Raw genomic sequence first — 17,050 nt, forward strand, 5'->3', positions numbered from 1 at the left:
ATATGCCTGTAAGCCTAGGCGTCCCCATTGTTGAAGACGCTTTAAATCACGCCGACTGCCGGAGAGCAAGTCGAATAGCCTCTGTGACGCGCTCCAAGTCTCTTTGGCCGATCCGTGGGTAGACAGGAATGTACATGGCATTGTTTTTCAGCCGTTCGGCGTTCGGGCACTCCTTTTCGTACTCGGGGTAGATTCCTAAGCCACAAACGAGTGAAAGATTAGTCGTTCCTGTGTCGATTCCACGGCGGGCGAGAATTCTCCGGAATCGTCCTGGGTCGGGGGCGAACACCACGAACTGCCAGTAGACGTTCCGTGCCTCCTTGCTAGTTCGTGCGCACGGTTCGCCCAGCGGCCTTAGGGATCGGCGAAGCTCCGCAGCATTGGATATTCGTTTCGCATCCCCTTCTTCGACCTTCTCTAGCATCGCTAATCCAGCTTCCGCCTGTGCGGAGGTGAATCGCTCGAAGTAGTCCTGGGGAAGCACCGCGTCAGGTTTGAGGTTTTGCCGCGCTCCCGTGAGAGCCTTCTCCCTCTCTGGATTGATCTTTCCGACGATCGAAAGCATCGGTGCGACAACAGCGGTAAAGACTGGACGGCGTGTAGCCACGTTAGTGATGAACGTTTCAGCGATCTTCGCGCGGAGGCGCTTGGATGGTGTCGGGGTCAGCGAGCCCTTAGCCTTTTCGAGATGCTGGGCGAGCACAGCATCGTCCGTAATTGCCAGTCCACCGCCGTAGGCGTCTAGGGTCTTAGTCCTTGAGCACGAATAGATGCCGACGTTTCCGAATGTCCCGAGCTTCCTACCGTTCCATGAGGCGTTTAGGGCATGTGAGAAGTCTTCGACCACGAACAAGTCGTGTTCGCGACACACGGACACGAGCCGGCTCATGTCGGGCGCCACTCCGAACAGATAAGTGATGAGGACCGCGCGTGTTCTGGAAGTTATCGCCTTCTTCATTTCATCGGGATCGAAACAAAGCGTGTCGAGTTCGATGTCGACGAAAACTGGTCTCAGGCCGAGGCTGATCACGACATCCATCATCGGCTTGATCGTGATGGGCGGCATGATTACTTCGTCGCCCGGTTCGAAGTTCTGAGCCTTCAACGAAAAGTAGAGCGCTGTCCTCGCGAACGGAAACGCGCGGGCGCTGCTCACACCCATGTAGCGTGCGAAGGCCAATTCGAACTCTGCGACTTTTCCGGCCGTATGACGACCGGCGATGCGGCTTCCCCGGTATGAGCCGAAATAGTTCCGCGCGTCGAACCATAGGGAGTGATAAACGATAGTGCGGGGAATGGCCAAGAGGACCTCAATCTTCGAGTGTAACGGTTTGAGCGATTCGAGTTGCGTTCGCCATGGCGAGTAAGGCAATCGTCGTTGCTGGCACGGAGGGAAACACGCTGCTGTCGATGACGTGAATTCGCTGCCACCCTTTGGGGCGTCCGAATACATCGGTGTGCATCTCGTCTCTGGGGTCGCGCGTCATCGGCAGCGAACCGCCGAAGTGCCAGCCGATCGGCTTCAAGGGGTCGCCGTACATCAACGGGGTGACAGGAAATACCCCGACCCTAGATAGAAGCCGTGTAAGGCGTCGCGACCCCAATTTCATAACATCTGCAAAGTCCGAAGACGGCTGATTCGCAATCGAAAGCACACTTCGCTTACTGGCGGAACCGCGCTGTAGGCGCAGCGAGTAGGATCCCGCGAGATCCGAGTGGAAATTGCAGAGGGCAACGAGGAGCCGCCCGAGCGCCAGTTTCCGAATGTACTGGAGAAAACCGGTACCTGCTTGGTAACCCACCTTCGCCAAGATGAGCTCGTTGGCCGGGCTGATCTGCGAGTGAACCCAATTGTCTGAAACCGAGGGTAGTTTGAACTCGAAGAAGATTCCCGAGAGCGTATTAGCGTTTGGCCACTCGAACGGCGCGCCCCGAATATTGATCATCGGGACTACGAAGCCTTGAGTCGTCTTCAAGACGGCCGGTCGGTCGTAAAGCCGCTTCGATTCCAGCACAAGACGCGTCGAATTCAGCGCCCCCGCCGCGACGAAAAGACGATTCACTAGGATATTTTCGAGACCTCCCTTGGTTTCGCAGACGACTTCCACATCGTTGCCACGCTCCGAAAACTCAAGTACCGTTCGGCCGGCCCGGTAGTCGACTTCCCCACGCTGAATCATCTTTTGAAGGTCTTGTTCAGCGGAATAGATTGATCCGTAGACACAGCCCGACAGGCAGCGCCCGCAGTAAACGCACCCACGGCCGTCTGGACCATCGTGTGCGCGAACCGCGACGCGCGCCTGTCCGTAGGCCAAATCGTTGCGACCTCGAAGGAAGTGCGAGCGGTCGAGCGTCTGCAGAAACGATCGCACGATGGGAGACGGGGCGAGCGGTTCTGTGTCATCTCGATACAACGGGAACTCGCCCGCTAGTCTGTCCTTCGTTGCAGAGAACGGCAGATCTCGTAGGACGAGCTCGTAGTACGGATCGAGATCGCCTGAGGGGAATGGCCATGCCTTCAGATCACAATACGCGGCGGGCAGCATTGCGGCACCCCAAATCGTGCTGAAACCACCGCGTGCCATCGAAGGGCTCGGCCCATCTTCGGCAACATCGAGCGGTGCGCTCTCCCTGGTGCCGGCGTACGGATATGCCGATCCGAACGCGAGGCGCAGCACCTTTTCGTGCGAGACGGTGGGGTTGTGGGTGATCACGGCTAAATCCTCGGCGTCCCACTCCGTCTTCTGTTGCGCGCTCATCCGCGCGACGACGGCTTGTCGGTCCAGGTCGAGTGTCTCTCCGACGTCGAGGATGGTGGGGCGAACTCCGCGCTGTACGAGCACTTTTGCAGCGGCAATCGCAGTGTGCCCCGAACCTACTATGCCAACCGTCGTCATTCTCCGGCCTCCGGGTTAGCGGACTCAAGACGCTTGATAAACCGCGCGGGAATGCCGCCGACCATGGAATCCGCCTCCACGTCTCGAGATACCACCGCTCCTGCCGCGACTACCGCGTTTCGGCCGATCGTGACCCCGGGCAAAATTATTGCGCCGATGCAAATCCAGGCTCCATCCTCGATGACTACGGGCTTCGAGCTCAGCGGATAGGAACGTTTCACAGGCGTGTCGGAAGGGCTGCCCATATGGGCAGAAATGATGCAGCGATGAGAGATTGTGACATGATTGCCAATTCTCACGAGTTCTGGAAAGTTTGTCTCGAGCTCGATACCGAAGCCCATGTAGACATCTTCACCAATTCGTATGCCCATAAGTCGGTATAAGAAAATACGCCCAGCCGTGAATGGGCAAAGATTGGCCAGCTTAAGGCAAAAGAACCGCCTGAAGAGTAATTTGAAAGCAAGCGATGGAGTCATGCTCAAGGCCTCCGGCGACTGGCGGCGCCCGAGAGGTGGCATATCGCGACTGTCGCTACGACCGAGCGGCAGGCGAGGATGGATCCGAGGTACCGGGACTCGACGACTTCTAACGGACCGACGCCATACAAGGCGGAAAGCGTAAGCCACGACATTTCCCAGCGACGCTTCCATGCCGCACGCGCAGACGGTGGACCGGCCAACAGCTCGGACCTAGTGATGCCAACCGGCATGCGCAGTGAACGACAGTGCCAGGTAACTCGGACACCTTCGGGAACGGCCGTAATCTTGCGTTGGCATCTATCGAAATGAGCGCTGCCGCAATCGACTCCACCCCTTGATGTAACGCTCTTCTCGAATGGGTTGCGCTTCTGCGCGCAAGGGACCGCATAGCCAGGCATCGCTGTGCGCGCGCCCCGCGCGGCAACCTCTGTTGCTGGGGTTTCGCCAATGCGCGCGCCGTAGCAGATCGCTCGTGCGAACGAACTGTCGAAGAGCGCGATAGTTTTCTGCACGACGGAGATGTTACGTACCGTCAACCGTCGCGATGCCGATTCTGGGAGACATACCTCGCCCGAAGAAGACGCAACCCGGCAGCGGCCGTATCCGGAAAGCGTACGCAACTCACGCGCCGCCTTTCGATACGAGCACGCGTAGCGACAACTTCGGTAAGTGCGCGGGCGGGTGGGTGTGAAAATGGTTGCCTCATACGGGTGCTCGCCCGAGCGCTACCAAATGGATGCCAATTCCTAACAGTGGGCCGCACATAAGCGCGACCACGGTGCGCGTCTCCAATGGCAAGGGCAATAACAAGAGAAACGTTGATGCCACCGTCGCGCCAACCCAGCCTAATGAATATGCCCGGTGGAGTGAAGCCGCTACCACGGCGGTACCGCTGAGGGCCAGCATGGCGAGGACCACAGACGCCGCCGCCAACCAGCCCATCAATGCCCCGCTGACGTGGTAGTCGGGACCGAATCCGACGCGCAGCAACCAGGGGCCGGTAAGCCCTGCCGCAGGCACCCCGACGGTGCCGATCGCGACTATGAGCAGCGCAGGAACGATCAATGCGCGGAGCCTTCCTGCGCGCTGGTCGACGAAATAGGCGACCAGGTTGCCCTGCAGCGCACTGAGGGGGACTAGTAATGGCGCGCGAGTCAAGGTGACCGCCAGGATGATTACGCCACCCGTCGCCCCCAACTCGTTGGAGGTCGCTTTGAGCAGAACCGGAAAGCCCATAACCAGAATGGCGCTGGCGCCGGCGGCGGTAGTCGAATGAGCGGTGCCGCGCAGAAACGTGACGATTCTCCCTGGAGTCTGCTGCCGGGCGGCGGCACGCACCGTAGGTGATACGACCAGGAGTAAGAGCCAGGCGCCAGCGCCGGCAGTGATGGCCCACAAGAACCCGCCCAAACCCCATCCCATCACCACTGCTGTCACAGCCACACATACACGTAGAATGGCGTCGGTCACCATCAGTGCACCGTATTGAGTCCACCGGTTGAGGGCCGCCAACGCGCCCATCACGGCCGCTTGCCCGCAGAATCCAGCCAATCCAACGCTGAGTAACGCCACTGACAAAGTACCAGCCTCGCTGAATACGAAGGCGCCCCATACCGACGAAGTGACCACGATTACTGCGGCGGCGACCGCACCGATCACGGTCGCTACGTATAAGGGGAAAACACGAGGACCTGAACCCAATTCGGCGTATCGCGCCGAGCGGACCTCTCGTGTCGTCTCTTGAAGGAGACCATTCGTGGCGCCTGTGACCATACCCAGAGCCCCCCAGAACACACCGAATACCGCAAAGCGATCAGGGGAAAGATCACGGGCTGCCAGGTAGATGACTGCGTATGCGCAAACGACCATCAACACCGTCGAACCGCCCACCCGCGCGACGCTGCCTCGCGCGACTGGCCCGGTGGAGGCCCCTGTCCCCCCGACGTCAGTCATCTTTGCCGGCACGCAGGCGCGGCGCCGGCCCACATTTCGTGCAGACGTGCGCCACCGCGCCCTGACCCTCAACGGATTTCAAAGTGCACGCTATCGACGGATAGCTCATCAGATAGTCATACGCGACTCGCAGGTGCTGCTCTCGGCCAGCGTTGCGCTACCCGCTGCACTCCATGGTCCAGTGTGTATAAGGCGGCCACGCCCAATGTGTTACTGCACCAGTGATGGTTGTGAATGTCCCTTCTGCCAATGAGCGATAGTCCGCCATACCGCGTACGTGCTGGCCTCGATCCCTGTTGATAAGGAAGCGTGCGATAGGGTTCTGTCCCTGCGCATAGCATGCATCGTGTGTAAGCACCCGCCCACCGGGTTTCAACGCAGCCTTCGCCAGTGTCATGAATTGGCGCGCCGAGCGGTCATCGAGGTGGTGCAGAACGCCAATGCCCATGACGAGATCGAACGGTTCCAGGGCCGCCACTTCCGCCTGTTCCAGGAGGCGACAATGAAATGTCCCGCGTCGACCGAATTTCTCTTCTGCCGCCGCAATATATTCGGCGCTCATGTCATACCCCGTATATGCCACATCCGCAGGCAAGGACGCGAGTATGTTTGCTGGACCGCAACCTAGGTCGAGAATCCGCATGCCTGGGAACGGGCGGATGAACTTGCATACCAACCACTCACGCCCACGTTTGGCACCCATGATCCGTTGGAACGCCTCGTACACAACTGGATGCGAAAGTACAGCCCGAACACCCGATGTCACCTGCCCCACGTCAGTTTCCCCCCAAAGAGAAAGTTGCGATGGGCTGCAACATCGCGAGGATATGGCTTGGGTCATGGCACGGAGGCAAAGCCAGTCGACGGGATGCCGGTGGCCATCCGAGTTGACTGGGGGCCGGCGGAGCCGTGGTAGACGGCCCAGCGTATCCACTCACCACATTGAATCCCGCCCCTCGAAGTTGACGCGCACCCGACGCGCTGGTCCGAAAAATTAACCCGTGCAACGTGGTATCCAGTATGTCTAATACGCCGCCCTGAGCGGCAAGCGGTCCGTGGCGCGCTCATTTCACATCATCGAACAATCGATGCAGTGATCGTAAGCGCCTGCGGCCACAATCACGATATAGTCACACACCCGGCTCGACATTGGTAGTAGAACGGATTTGTACCCGCGTTTTCTCGGATGAAGCGATAGAACTCGGGCGGATTTCTGGGTGCGGGCGCGAGTAGTGAACTCTTCAGCTGGTTGCTAGCTCGGAGCGGATCTGAAGTGATCCATAGGGAGGCAGCGACGAAGTCGTCCTACCGAGCACGAAGGACTAACCCCGAGGGCCGTAGTCTCGGCACCTCTGCGGTTCTTCCATCACCGCATAACATCGACAGTGGTGCCTCGTTGATGCAACCTAACCATGGCAGCGTTGTCGGGCACGTGTCTTCGGCGTCTAGCGAGACCTGCATTCCGTCGAACAACGCGAGGAAGGGGGGCGCATCGCGGCTCTCGGGTGGCGTTGGCGCCAGCATCGCCCTCGGCGAGGTTTTCCGCCTTACCGAGGGGCTTTCGCGTTGTCGCGTGTAGGGCGACGGATGGTTCATTGAACTCCTGTCAAAGGTCAGCCAGGCTCAAGAAAGCCGATGCCGCGCTGCACCGGAGCAAAGCCGCGGGAGAAGATCGCTTACATCATCCGCGATTCTGCCGCGCAGACCGGTGTCTCCCCGCCCCCATGCAATACTGATTTTCCTCGAGAAGATCACATGCGGGCCACTAACGGCCCGCCGAACGCTCGGCGCTCAACACGTTGACCGGCGAAACATCCATCACGCACCCACCTTTGACGCCGGCTTCATCAATAAACCCTGACCGGTCGGCAACGTACAGATGGAAACACTCAACTCGTTAGCCACTGCGTCCATCGCCAAGCGCTGTTCGTCGCGGCCTCTCTGTGCATAGTCATCCAGCAGCACGAAGGCGCCTGGAGTGAGCCGCGGCCAGAAGAAGCGGAGTGCCTCGACTTCGGGAGGGGCACAGTTCATATCGATGTGTAAGTAGGCCACCGCCTGCGCATCGACTTCATTGAGCGTGTCTGGAACCGTGCCCGGGACGATGCGGACGTTCTGCCACTCGGCGAAATTCCTCTTTACGTTCTCGACTGAATTCGCGTAGATGCCGAAGTCGATCGCTGCCTCGCTCTTGGCGAGGGCACCCGTTTGGCGTTCGATATCCGTGACGAAGCGCGGATCCATCCCGCCGAAGGTGTCCAGAAGGTAGAAGGTCTTACCCAGCTGATCCCAATCGAGGTGTTGCATTATGGCGCTGCTCAGAAATCCATGGCTGACGCCGCATTCAACGAAATCCCCTTCGAGCTTGCTGGCGCTGCTCGCGGCCCATAGTCCGACGTGAAAGCGCCATTCCCAGTGATAGAAGTCTTCACCACCGATAGATTGAACACCACGGTTGTAGGCACGCCGAAAAGCCGGGTCATCCAGGAAGGCATGGCTGTTGAAGCAGAGCAACGCATCGTCACAATAGACGTCTGGGAGAAAAGTTCGTGGGAACCAATACCCGGCCCTCAAGGCAAGCCACATAAGCCGAAATCGGATGGGCCATGTCTTTTTGATCCCCACGCGATCAACATACATCGAGTGAGACGGCGATTGATACGGATTGGCAGCAAACGCGAGAAACAACGCGGAGCCACCAGACCACCAGGAGCTTGGAACGGCGCGGACACTTAAACGTGCCCGACCTCAGACTGCCGGTTTGATGAGAAGCCCCTGTCCCGTAGGCAACATGCCAATGGAGACGCCCAACTCCTTCGCCACCTCATCCATGGCCAGGCGTTGTTCATCACGTCCACGATTGGCGTAGTCGTCCAGCAGTACGAACGCTCCCGGAGTCAGCCGCGGCCAAAAATGGCGCAGGGCCGCCACTTCTGGTGGCGCACAGTTCATGTCGATATGCAGGTACGCCACCGTGTCCGCATCCACCTCATCGAGTGTCTCCGGAACCGCACCCACGATGATGCGCTGGTTCTTCCACTGCGCGAAGTTCGCCCGCACGCTGTCCACCGAGTTCACGTACATACCGCTGTTGATGTGATGCTCGCTCACCTCGAGCGCCCCCGCCTCCCGCTCGGCGGCGGTGACGAAGCGCGGGTCCAAGCCCGAGAATGTATCGAGCAAGTAGAACGTCTTGTCGAGCCGATCCCAGTCGAGATACTCCATGATGGCGCTGCTCAAGAAGCCGTAGCTGACACCGCACTCGACGAAATCACCCTTCAGCTTGCTGGCACTGGCCGCCGCCCAAAGCCCCACGTGCACCCGCCACTGCCACTGATACCAGTCCTCGCCGCCGAGCGCCCGAGCACCACGACGGTAGGCGCGCTGGAACGCCGGGTCGTCCACGAATGCGTAGCTGTTGAAGCAAATCAGCGCATCGTTCGCATACACCTTGGGCAGAAGCGTGCGCGCGAGCCAGTACTCGACGCGCACCGCTCGCAGCCAGAGACGGGTCCTGGCCGACAGTCCGGAAGCCACGGCGGCAACGATAGCATCGGCCACCACCGCCTCGGCGGCCGGAACGATGGCATCGCCGCCGTTGCAACGGTCACGAAACTCCCCGGTCGTTGCCTAGTCAGCGATTCACCTCGAGCTGGCGAACTTCTCCAAGAGATCGGCTGTGCAGCCCACGCTTTCGGCAGGCTTGGTCATGCGAGCGGCGAGATCCTGGGCATTCCGTGCGTATTCCGGGGCGAGTATCTTACGCAGGTCGCTGACCAGCGTTTCCTGCGTGGAGTTCGAAAAGCGCCGAGCAGCACCAACTTTCAAGCGCCTGAGTTGGTTTCCCCAGAATGGTTGATCACCCGCCGTCCACAAGATCAACGTCGGTACTCCCGCACGCAAGGCCGCGGCGGTGGTACCTGAGCCGCCGTGATGGACGATCGCCCGACAGGCGGGGAAGATCTTCGCGTAATTCACGGCGCCAACGACCTTGATATGTTCGCTCGCAGGCACGTCGCTGAAATCGGACCATCCCGAGCAGACCAGCGCTCGCTCGCCGAGCTCGGCACATGCGGCACTGATCATTTTCACAGTGTCGGCCGGGGAATCGTTCACCGGCATACTGCCGAACCCAATGCAAATCGGAGGCGAGCCCGCGGCGACCCACGACGCGACTTCCTCGTCGATCTCAGTGTTGAGCCCCATTGTCAGCGCGCCGACGAAGGGCCGTTGTTCACTCCACCGTGCCCACTCCGATGCCAGCCCGGGAAACACGACCTCGTCGTAAGCCTGAATCTCGAGCGATCCGCGGTTCATGATGCGCTGCCGTGACGGCGCCTTCGCTTTCGGCAGGCCGAGTTCGCGGCGCTGCGCGTCCTCAGCGATTTTGCCCATGCGCCAACAAATCCAGTCATAGGCGCGGATTCCCATGCGCGCCAACGGTGCCGGCACAAGTGGAACGATCTTGCCGCTCGGCCTCATTGGGAAGTAGTGCAGGGTTGCCAGCGGAATGTCGTAATACTCCGCGACATTGGATGCGAGGTCCTGGTACAGCTGCACGCTGAACAGCAGATCGGCCCCGTCGCAGGCCTCCACGAGGGCCGAACTCATATTCGCCCAGTGCCGGGTGACCGGCTCCCAAGCATCGCGCATCATCTTGATCGGCTCGCGGATCGTCCACCAGTTGCGGTAGAGATCCGAGAACTTGCGGAGCATGTCTTCGTCCCAGAAATCGTCTGGGGGCGGCCCGTAGGAAACCGCAGTAAGCCCAACCGACTCAGCGAGTTCGATCAAATTCGGTGGGACGGCCATGCGAACGTCGTGTCCGCGCCCCAACAATTCGCGCCCCACCGCAAGAGCGGGTTCGACATCGCCGCGAGTCCCGTAGCTCGCCAGCACAAACTTCATCGGGACCCCCCAGTCCACACTATCTACTCTGCGCGACAGTTTACGGGTGGCAGCGTCAGAAGACACACTTTCCTCGAAAGAGTGCTACCTACCTTTACAGTTTCCATCTCGACCGTAGCAGTACCACGTCCGTCGCGTGGAGGCAAGGTGTCCGCTCGCGAGAAGCGTTGCAAATCGCAAACATAAATCAGCGGGAGCGCAAATAAGCGTGTCCTTTACGGTCAGGCAGAGGGACTCGAGTTCGCGAACTTCTCTACGAGATCGGCCGCCGGAGCGACGTTTGCGGCCGGTGCACTCATCCGGGTGGCGAGCTCCCGCGCGCGGGTGATGTACTCCGGAACGAGGATACGGCGTAGGTCCCTCACCAACGAGTCCCGCGTGGTAGCCGAAAAGCGCCGAGTCGTCCCTACTTTCAAGCGCTTAACCTGTCCGCCCCACAGCGCTTGGTTCGCGTCCATCGAGAGAATCAGGGTCGGAATCCCCGCGCGCAGGCTCGCGGCCGTCGTTCCCGATCCCCCGTGATGGACCACAGCCCGGCAGGCCGGGAAGACGGCGGCGTAGTTGACGCTCCCCACAACCTTGACGTGCTCATGGTGCGGTACCTTGCTGAAGTCACTCCATCCGGCGCACACCAACGCCCGCTCACCCAGTTCGGCACTGGCCGAACCGATCATCTCGATCGTCTTCTCCGGCGATTCGACCGGCATGCTGCCGAAACCGAAACATATCGGCGGAGTCCCGGCCGCAATCCACGAGGAAACCTCCTCGTCGACATCGGTGCTCAACTCCATCGTCAGCGGCCCGACGAAGGGGCGGAGGCCGCCCCACTCAGCCCATTCGGCAGCGAGCCCGGGAAAACACGCCTCGTCGTACGCCTGCATTTCCAGCGATCCCCGTTGCGTGATCCGCCGCGTCGAGGGAGCCGTTGCCTTCGGCAGACCCAGTTCACGGCGTTGTGTGTCCTCAACCTTCTTGTTCAAGCGCCAAGCAACCCAGTCGAATCCCGTCATCGCCGCCCTACCGACGACGGGAGGGAGGACGGCGACGAGTTGTCCGTTGGGCCGCATCGGAACGTGGTGAAGCGTCACCAATGGGATATCGAGATACTCCGCGACGTTGGCCGCGGCTTCCTGATAACTCTGGCCTGCCAACAACACATCAGCATCGGCAGCCAGCGAAGTCAGGGTGGTATTCATGTGCGCCCAGATCTCGTCGCTGACGTCCCACATCTCGCGCCACAATTTCCGCAGCTGCCGGACCTTCCAAAACGTCTGAAAGGCAGAACCCCAAAAATTTCGGTAAATATCCAGCCAAGTCCCCGTGTCGAGTCCATAGGCCACCGTCGGAAGCCCCGCCGACTCGGTGAAGGTCATTAGATCCGGGGGCACGGCCATCCGTACGTCATGCCCCCGGCGCTGCAATTCACGCCCGACGACGAGAGACGGTTCGACGTCGCCGCGAGTCCCGTAGCTCGCCAGCACAAACTTCATCGGTCGGGAAGATTACCGGTTATGCCACGGCGGCGAATACGCACCGGCATCAAGTTCAGCATCGACCTAGGCGCGACCAGCGCTCATTCCTTGCGCCACAGCACGCCGGTTCCGTCGACTTCGACTATTTCCGCCGAGATTCCATGCTTTTCGCGGTAGTCGGTGACAGCTTGCTTACAGGCCGGGATCGGGTGGTAGTCGTCGATGATGCAGAACCCTCCGGAGGAGAGTTTCGGATACAGCGCATCGAGGGCCTGGATGGTCGACTCGTAGAGGTCGCCATCGAGCCTCAACACCGAGATGCGTTCTATCGGAGCGTCATGCAGCGTGTGCTTGAACCATCCGGGCAGGAACCGCACCTGGTCGTCCAGCAGTCCGTAACGCTCGAAGTTCGCCCTGACTTCAGCTTCAGGCACCGCCAGGACGGCTGCGGCACGGTACAGCTTGTCTCCCTTATCAGCCTTGAAGTTCTTGGGGTCCGGCGGCGGTACACCGGCGAAAGAATCCGCCAACCACACCCGACGCGTCTGATCCCCAAACGCGCTGAGGACTGCGCGCATCAGGATCGACGCCCCTCCGCGCCAGACTCCACATTCGACCAGGTCGCCGGGAATGTTGTCTTCAAGGACGGTTTCCACACAGTGCTGAAGACTGGTGAGCCGCTGCATTCCGATCATCGTCAGCGCCTCCGCCGGCCAGTCGAGGCCTAAGTCACGCCCACGCTTGTCGAAGGGATGCTTGCGGACGACCATGACGTTGCGGAACTTGAAGATGGGGCGTCCGAGGCGGTACCACCCGATAGGCACCAGTTCGTCACGGCCGTAGTTCGTGAGATCCCGTCGAAGTAGATCGAGGTACGCAGCTCTCGTGTCGTTCTCGGTCACAGTCAAGAAACTGCTCCTGTCTTACGTCGGCGCCCGCCCACCGGTGAGCGGTTCGATCCGCGTCAGTCTACCCTGTTGCGAACGCAGATAAATTGCTGCCCGACAGAGACACGCCCGCCCAATAAGAGACCCAGACTCATTCAACGTTCGTTGGATAGGGAGTTCTTGCAGGCATTCCGGCCATGCCGAGCCACGTCTCCGTTACGCGGAATCATTACCGCTCCGATGTCTGACATCGTTTGCCCGCCAGTCAGCGGGCTCTGTCCCAATACCCCGATTGGCTTGGAGCGATAGTTGAGTTGACCACCGAACGACCTTGGTCAGGAAACAGGTGCTTGCTGGCAATCCACTCCAGCAGTGCGTGCAGGCCCTGGTCGAGAGACCAGGTCGGGCTCCAGTTAAGCTCCACCCTGGCCGCTTCCACGGTGCAGCTCGCAGCGCGTACGTCACCGTCGCGGAATTTCGATACGACGGTCGGTTCAGGAGAATCACAAATCGCCGCGATCTTCTGGGCCAGCTCCAAGATTGTCGTACCGATTCCCGATCCGATATCGACGCACCGTTGCTGGTTTGCAGGCGCCTGGACGGCTGCGAACAGCGCGTCTGCCACGTCGTCGATGAAAACAAAATCGCGAATGATGTTGCCGTCTTCGTAGACCTCCAACGGTTGTCCCTCCCCGGCCAACCGCGCGAAAAGAGTGACTATCCCGGTGTACGAGTTGGCCAACGACTGTCCTGGGCCATAGACATTCTGCAGGCGGAGCACACTGAGATTGGTGTCATGCGCCGCCGTCCATGCACTCAGTATGTGCTCCTGAGCGAGCTTGGTCGCGGCATAGATGTTCGTGGGACGAGGCTCCGTCTGACCAGCGCAACTGGGAAGTGGCCTCGCATCTTCGCCGGCAGGCCCTCGAGGATCCCACACCGCCGCTTGCAACTGCGCGTGACTGCGGGGCGGCGGATAGAAGGTTCCAGACGCGGACTGCCAAGCGCCCTCACCGTAGACGGCCCGCGACGAGGCCAAAACGAACTGGGCGGGCACATAGTTCGAACGCGTGAGGGCATCTAGCAGTTGGGTCGTACCCAGGACGTTGACCGAGCCGTGACGCGTCGCCTCGGCGAGCGACTGTCCCGTCCCGGTTTCAGCCGCCAAGTGGACGACCTGGGTGGGACGAAAGAGCCGCAGCACCGCATCCAGATCCGGTCCGTGGGTGACGTCACCGGTGAACAACCGCGCGGACTCCGGGAGATCGAGCGGTTGACTGCCGCTATGGACTTGCGGGTGCAGTACGTCCAATACGCCGACCTCGTAGCCGGAGCGAACAAGGCGGCGGGCAAGTGCGGACCCGATGAACCCGGCCCCACCAGTGATCAGCACGGATGTTGACAAATGCCGGCGCCCTCTCATCCATCTGGCGGGCGGCTACCCGCAAGCGTTACCGAGACTGCGTACCATGGCGACGCCGTCGGCCTTCGGAATCGATCTACGGCGATTGCCTCGGAATCTCTGTCGTGGGGGGATCGTCGTCCTCGGTCCTCTGTCGACCTTCCCCGAGTAGGAGGGACCGCACCAGGGGGCGAGGACCCACCGACTCGAGGAGGGCACTGGCCGGTCGCGGCCGCACCTTTTGCGGCCACCAGAACCATCGTCCGAGCAAAGCAGCGATCGACGGTGTCATGAACGCTCGCACGATCAGGGTATCGAACATCAGGCCCAATGCGATGGTGGTTCCGATTTGCCCGATGATCAACAAGTCGCTCACGACCATCGAGGCCATGGTGGCGGCGAATACCAAGCCCGCCGTGGTGACGACCTTGCCGGTGCCCCCCATCGCCCGAATGATGCCCGTGTTGATGCCGGCGCCTAACTCCTCTTTCATTCGTGAAACCAGGAGCAGGTTGTAATCGGATCCCACGGCCAAGAGGATGATCACCGTCATCGCGAGGACCATCCAGTGCAAATGGATTCCGAGAATGTACTGCCAGAGCAGGACTGACACACCGAAGGATGCACCGAGCGACAGCGCCACCGTTCCGACGATGGCGAGAGCCGCGATGAAACCTCGCGTGACTATGAGCATGATCGTGAAGACAAGGCAGATTGCAGCAATGCCGGCGATCCACAGGTCATACGTGGATCCGTCGTGCCAGTCTTTGGCCGTCGACGCGGCCCCGGCCATATAGATTTTGGCGTCTTTCAACGGCGTACCTTTGAGCGCTTCCTCCGCCGCGTGCTTTATCTGGTCAACCCGCGCAATCCCTTCGGGTGTCGCCGGATCACCACGGTGCGAAATGATGAAGCGGGCCGCTTTTCCGTCCGGAGAGAGAAAAGAGTTCATCGCCCGCTTGAAATCTGGATTCTCGAAGACCTCCGGCGGAAGGAAGAAAGAGTCATCGTTTTGGGCGGCGTCAAACGCCTGCCCCAGGACCGCCACATTCTTGCTGGCCTCGTCTAGCCCGCTCATGTAGCCGGACATCGTGCTGTGCATGGTCAGCATCGATTGCTTCATGAATTTCTGAAACTCGATCATACGTGGGATCAATCTGACCATCTGCGGCATGATCTCGTTCATCCTGTCGAGATCTTGAAGAAGATCCTCCATTTGCAAGCTGATCGCATCGACGCCATCAAGTGTGTCGAATAGACTCCTAATCGCCCAACAAATCGGAATATTGAAACAGTGTGGCTCCCAGTAAAGATAGTTGCGCAAGGGTCGCCAAAAATCGTCGAAATTGGCGATGTAATCACGCAATTCATCGAGGACGATCTTGAGCTCATGCGTCTGCTCCGTCATCCGCTGAGTCAGCCCCACCATCTCTCGCATCAGGACGTATTGCTTCTCTGTGATGTCGATCATCGTCTGCAGCATTTCTGCCTGCTTCAGCATGTCGTCCATGCGCAGCTTCTGAAACTGCATCATCTGAACTTGGCCAGCGCTCTGCAAACTGATCATAAATGGGATCGATGTGTGTTCTATAGGGGTTCCCTCCGGCCGCGTAATCGCCTGGACCCGCGACACCCCCGGAACTCGAAAGATGGCCTTGGCTAATTTATTCAAAGTGATGAAGTCGGCTGGATTTCGCAAATCTCGGTTCGTCTCGATCATAAGGATATCCGGCATCAACCGCGTCTGAGAGAAGTGGCGTTCCGCAGCCACGTACCCCGCGTTGGCGGGAATGTCATCGGGAACGTACAGGCGATCGTCGTAGCTCGTCGTGTAGCCCGGCAGCGTGAGCAGACTGACAAGGGTCACCGCGCAGGTTGCCGCGAGAACCGGCGCGGGCCAGCGAACGATGGCGGTACCGAGTCCCCGCCACCGAGCGACCCGAATTTTACGTTTAGGCTCCAAGAGGCCGAAGCGGGTGGCCAGCGCGATCCCCGCGGGAACCACCGTCACCGCGACCGCAACGGCGACCAACATTCCTAACGCACACGGGATACCCATTGTTTTGAAATAGGGCAGGCGGGTGAAACTCAGGCAGAAAAGAGCGCCGGCGATTGTTGTGCCGGATGCGAGAACCACCGGAGTGACGCTGCGATACGTCTTGTGGTACGCAGTTTCCAGATCCACGCCCGCCGCTCGCTCTTCGTGATAACGGCCGAAGTAGAAGATGCCGTAATCGGTCCCGGCGGCAATGCTGAGGAACACCAGCATATTGACTGCGAATGTCGAAAGAACGAAAACTTCGTTGTGGCCAAGGAACGCGACGACACCACGGGCCGCCGCCAGTTCTACGCCAACCATCACCAACAGCAGAATCACTGTGACGATTGAGCGATATACGAGCAGAAGCACCGCGAAAATGACCACCACCGTTACCGCGGTGATCTTCAGGATAGAATTGTCACCGGCACGCTGCATATCCGATGCCAGTGGCGCCGCACCCGTCAGATAAACGTCGACACCCGGCGGCGGCGATGTCCGGTCGACGATCTCGCGGACCGCGTTCACCGATTCTTCCCCGACGAACGTGCCCTGGTTTCCCACGAGGTTCAACTGCACATACGCGGCCTTGCCGTCCGGACTCTGCACGCTGGATGAGGTGAGCCGGTCGCCCCAGAGATCCTGCACATGTTCGACGTGCTCGGGATCGCTTCTGAGTTCACGAACAAGCTCTGCGTAATACTGGCGCGCATCTTCGCCAAGGGGTTCCTGCCCCTCGAGCACGATCATCGCGAAGCTGTCCGAGTGGGATTCCTCGAAGACCTCGCCGATGCGTGTCATCGCGCGCACCGAAGGTGCATCCGCGGGCATCACCGAAACGGACTGCTCTCGCCCGACTTTTTCCAGAGCCGGGATCGCGGCACCCCAATTGCCGTTCACCGCCGCCAATGTCGTGACCACAATCAGCAGTAGCCAAGCCAGGATGACGAAGACCGGGAATTTGCGTATCACCCGGGGGATCAAGGGTGGGCGCGTGCGTTCGTTGTTCATGTG

General features: G+C 59.9%; 12 protein-coding genes. All 12 read right to left on the minus strand.

Translation table 11 applies throughout. The annotated features are described in order from the left end of the window. Positions 1–46 precede the first annotated feature (46 nt). Entirely contained in the window at positions 47–1,372 is a 1,326-nt protein-coding gene (locus tag AU192_RS12065; RefSeq protein WP_278183961.1) for a DegT/DnrJ/EryC1/StrS family aminotransferase, read from the minus strand. Continuing rightward, positions 1,311–2,897: a GMC oxidoreductase gene (locus AU192_RS12070; protein WP_082694995.1), complete on the minus strand. Its 1,587-nt coding sequence runs from the start codon at positions 2,895–2,897 to the stop codon at positions 1,311–1,313. Before AU192_RS12070 ends, AU192_RS12065 begins: the two co-directional genes overlap by 62 nt. Further along, positions 2,894–3,238 (minus strand): acyltransferase, encoded by a 345-nt coding sequence (locus AU192_RS26125; protein WP_278183962.1) that lies wholly within the window; start codon positions 3,236–3,238, stop codon positions 2,894–2,896. The genes AU192_RS12070 and AU192_RS26125 overlap by 4 nt, the downstream gene beginning before the upstream one ends. Before the next feature lie 840 nt (positions 3,239–4,078). Further along, the gene (locus AU192_RS12075; protein WP_064396392.1) at positions 4,079–5,329 is read right to left on the minus strand and encodes a polysaccharide biosynthesis protein; all 1,251 of its coding nucleotides are present in this window, start codon (positions 5,327–5,329) and stop codon (positions 4,079–4,081) included. A 157-nt stretch (positions 5,330–5,486) separates the two neighbouring features. Further along, the gene (locus AU192_RS25095; RefSeq protein ID WP_341271748.1) at positions 5,487–6,170 is read right to left on the minus strand and encodes a class I SAM-dependent methyltransferase; all 684 of its coding nucleotides are present in this window, start codon (positions 6,168–6,170) and stop codon (positions 5,487–5,489) included. Positions 6,171–7,147: 977 nt separating this feature from the next. Beyond that, the gene (locus tag AU192_RS12080; RefSeq protein WP_064396393.1) at positions 7,148–7,915 is read right to left on the minus strand and encodes a TylF/MycF/NovP-related O-methyltransferase; all 768 of its coding nucleotides are present in this window, start codon (positions 7,913–7,915) and stop codon (positions 7,148–7,150) included. Positions 7,916–8,077: 162 nt separating this feature from the next. Further along, complete coding sequence (locus tag AU192_RS12085; protein ID WP_082695002.1) at positions 8,078–8,866, minus strand: TylF/MycF/NovP-related O-methyltransferase; 789 nt, start codon at positions 8,864–8,866, stop codon at positions 8,078–8,080. Positions 8,867–8,971: 105 nt separating this feature from the next. Beyond that, on the minus strand, positions 8,972–10,237 hold the full coding sequence (locus AU192_RS12090) for a glycosyltransferase (protein WP_082694999.1): 1,266 nt from the start codon (positions 10,235–10,237) through the stop codon (positions 8,972–8,974). 221 nt (positions 10,238–10,458) lie between these two features. Next, positions 10,459–11,727 carry a glycosyltransferase gene (locus AU192_RS12095; RefSeq protein WP_064396396.1) on the minus strand — a complete coding sequence of 423 codons (1,269 nt, stop codon included), beginning with the start codon at positions 11,725–11,727 and terminating at the stop codon, positions 10,459–10,461. Between the two features lie 83 nt (positions 11,728–11,810). Beyond that, positions 11,811–12,617 carry a TylF/MycF family methyltransferase gene (locus tag AU192_RS12100; RefSeq protein WP_064396399.1) on the minus strand — a complete coding sequence of 269 codons (807 nt, stop codon included), beginning with the start codon at positions 12,615–12,617 and terminating at the stop codon, positions 11,811–11,813. 244 nt (positions 12,618–12,861) lie between these two features. Beyond that, positions 12,862–13,989 carry an NAD-dependent epimerase/dehydratase family protein gene (locus tag AU192_RS12105; RefSeq protein WP_082695000.1) on the minus strand — a complete coding sequence of 376 codons (1,128 nt, stop codon included), beginning with the start codon at positions 13,987–13,989 and terminating at the stop codon, positions 12,862–12,864. A 106-nt stretch (positions 13,990–14,095) separates the two neighbouring features. Next, complete coding sequence (locus AU192_RS12110) at positions 14,096–17,047, minus strand: MMPL/RND family transporter (protein WP_064396401.1); 2,952 nt, start codon at positions 17,045–17,047, stop codon at positions 14,096–14,098. Between the last annotated feature and the right edge of the window lie 3 nt (positions 17,048–17,050).

Origin of the sequence: Mycobacterium lehmannii (assembly GCF_001499925.1) — a bacterium.
Taxonomy (GTDB): domain Bacteria; phylum Actinomycetota; class Actinomycetes; order Mycobacteriales; family Mycobacteriaceae; genus Mycobacterium; species Mycobacterium lehmannii.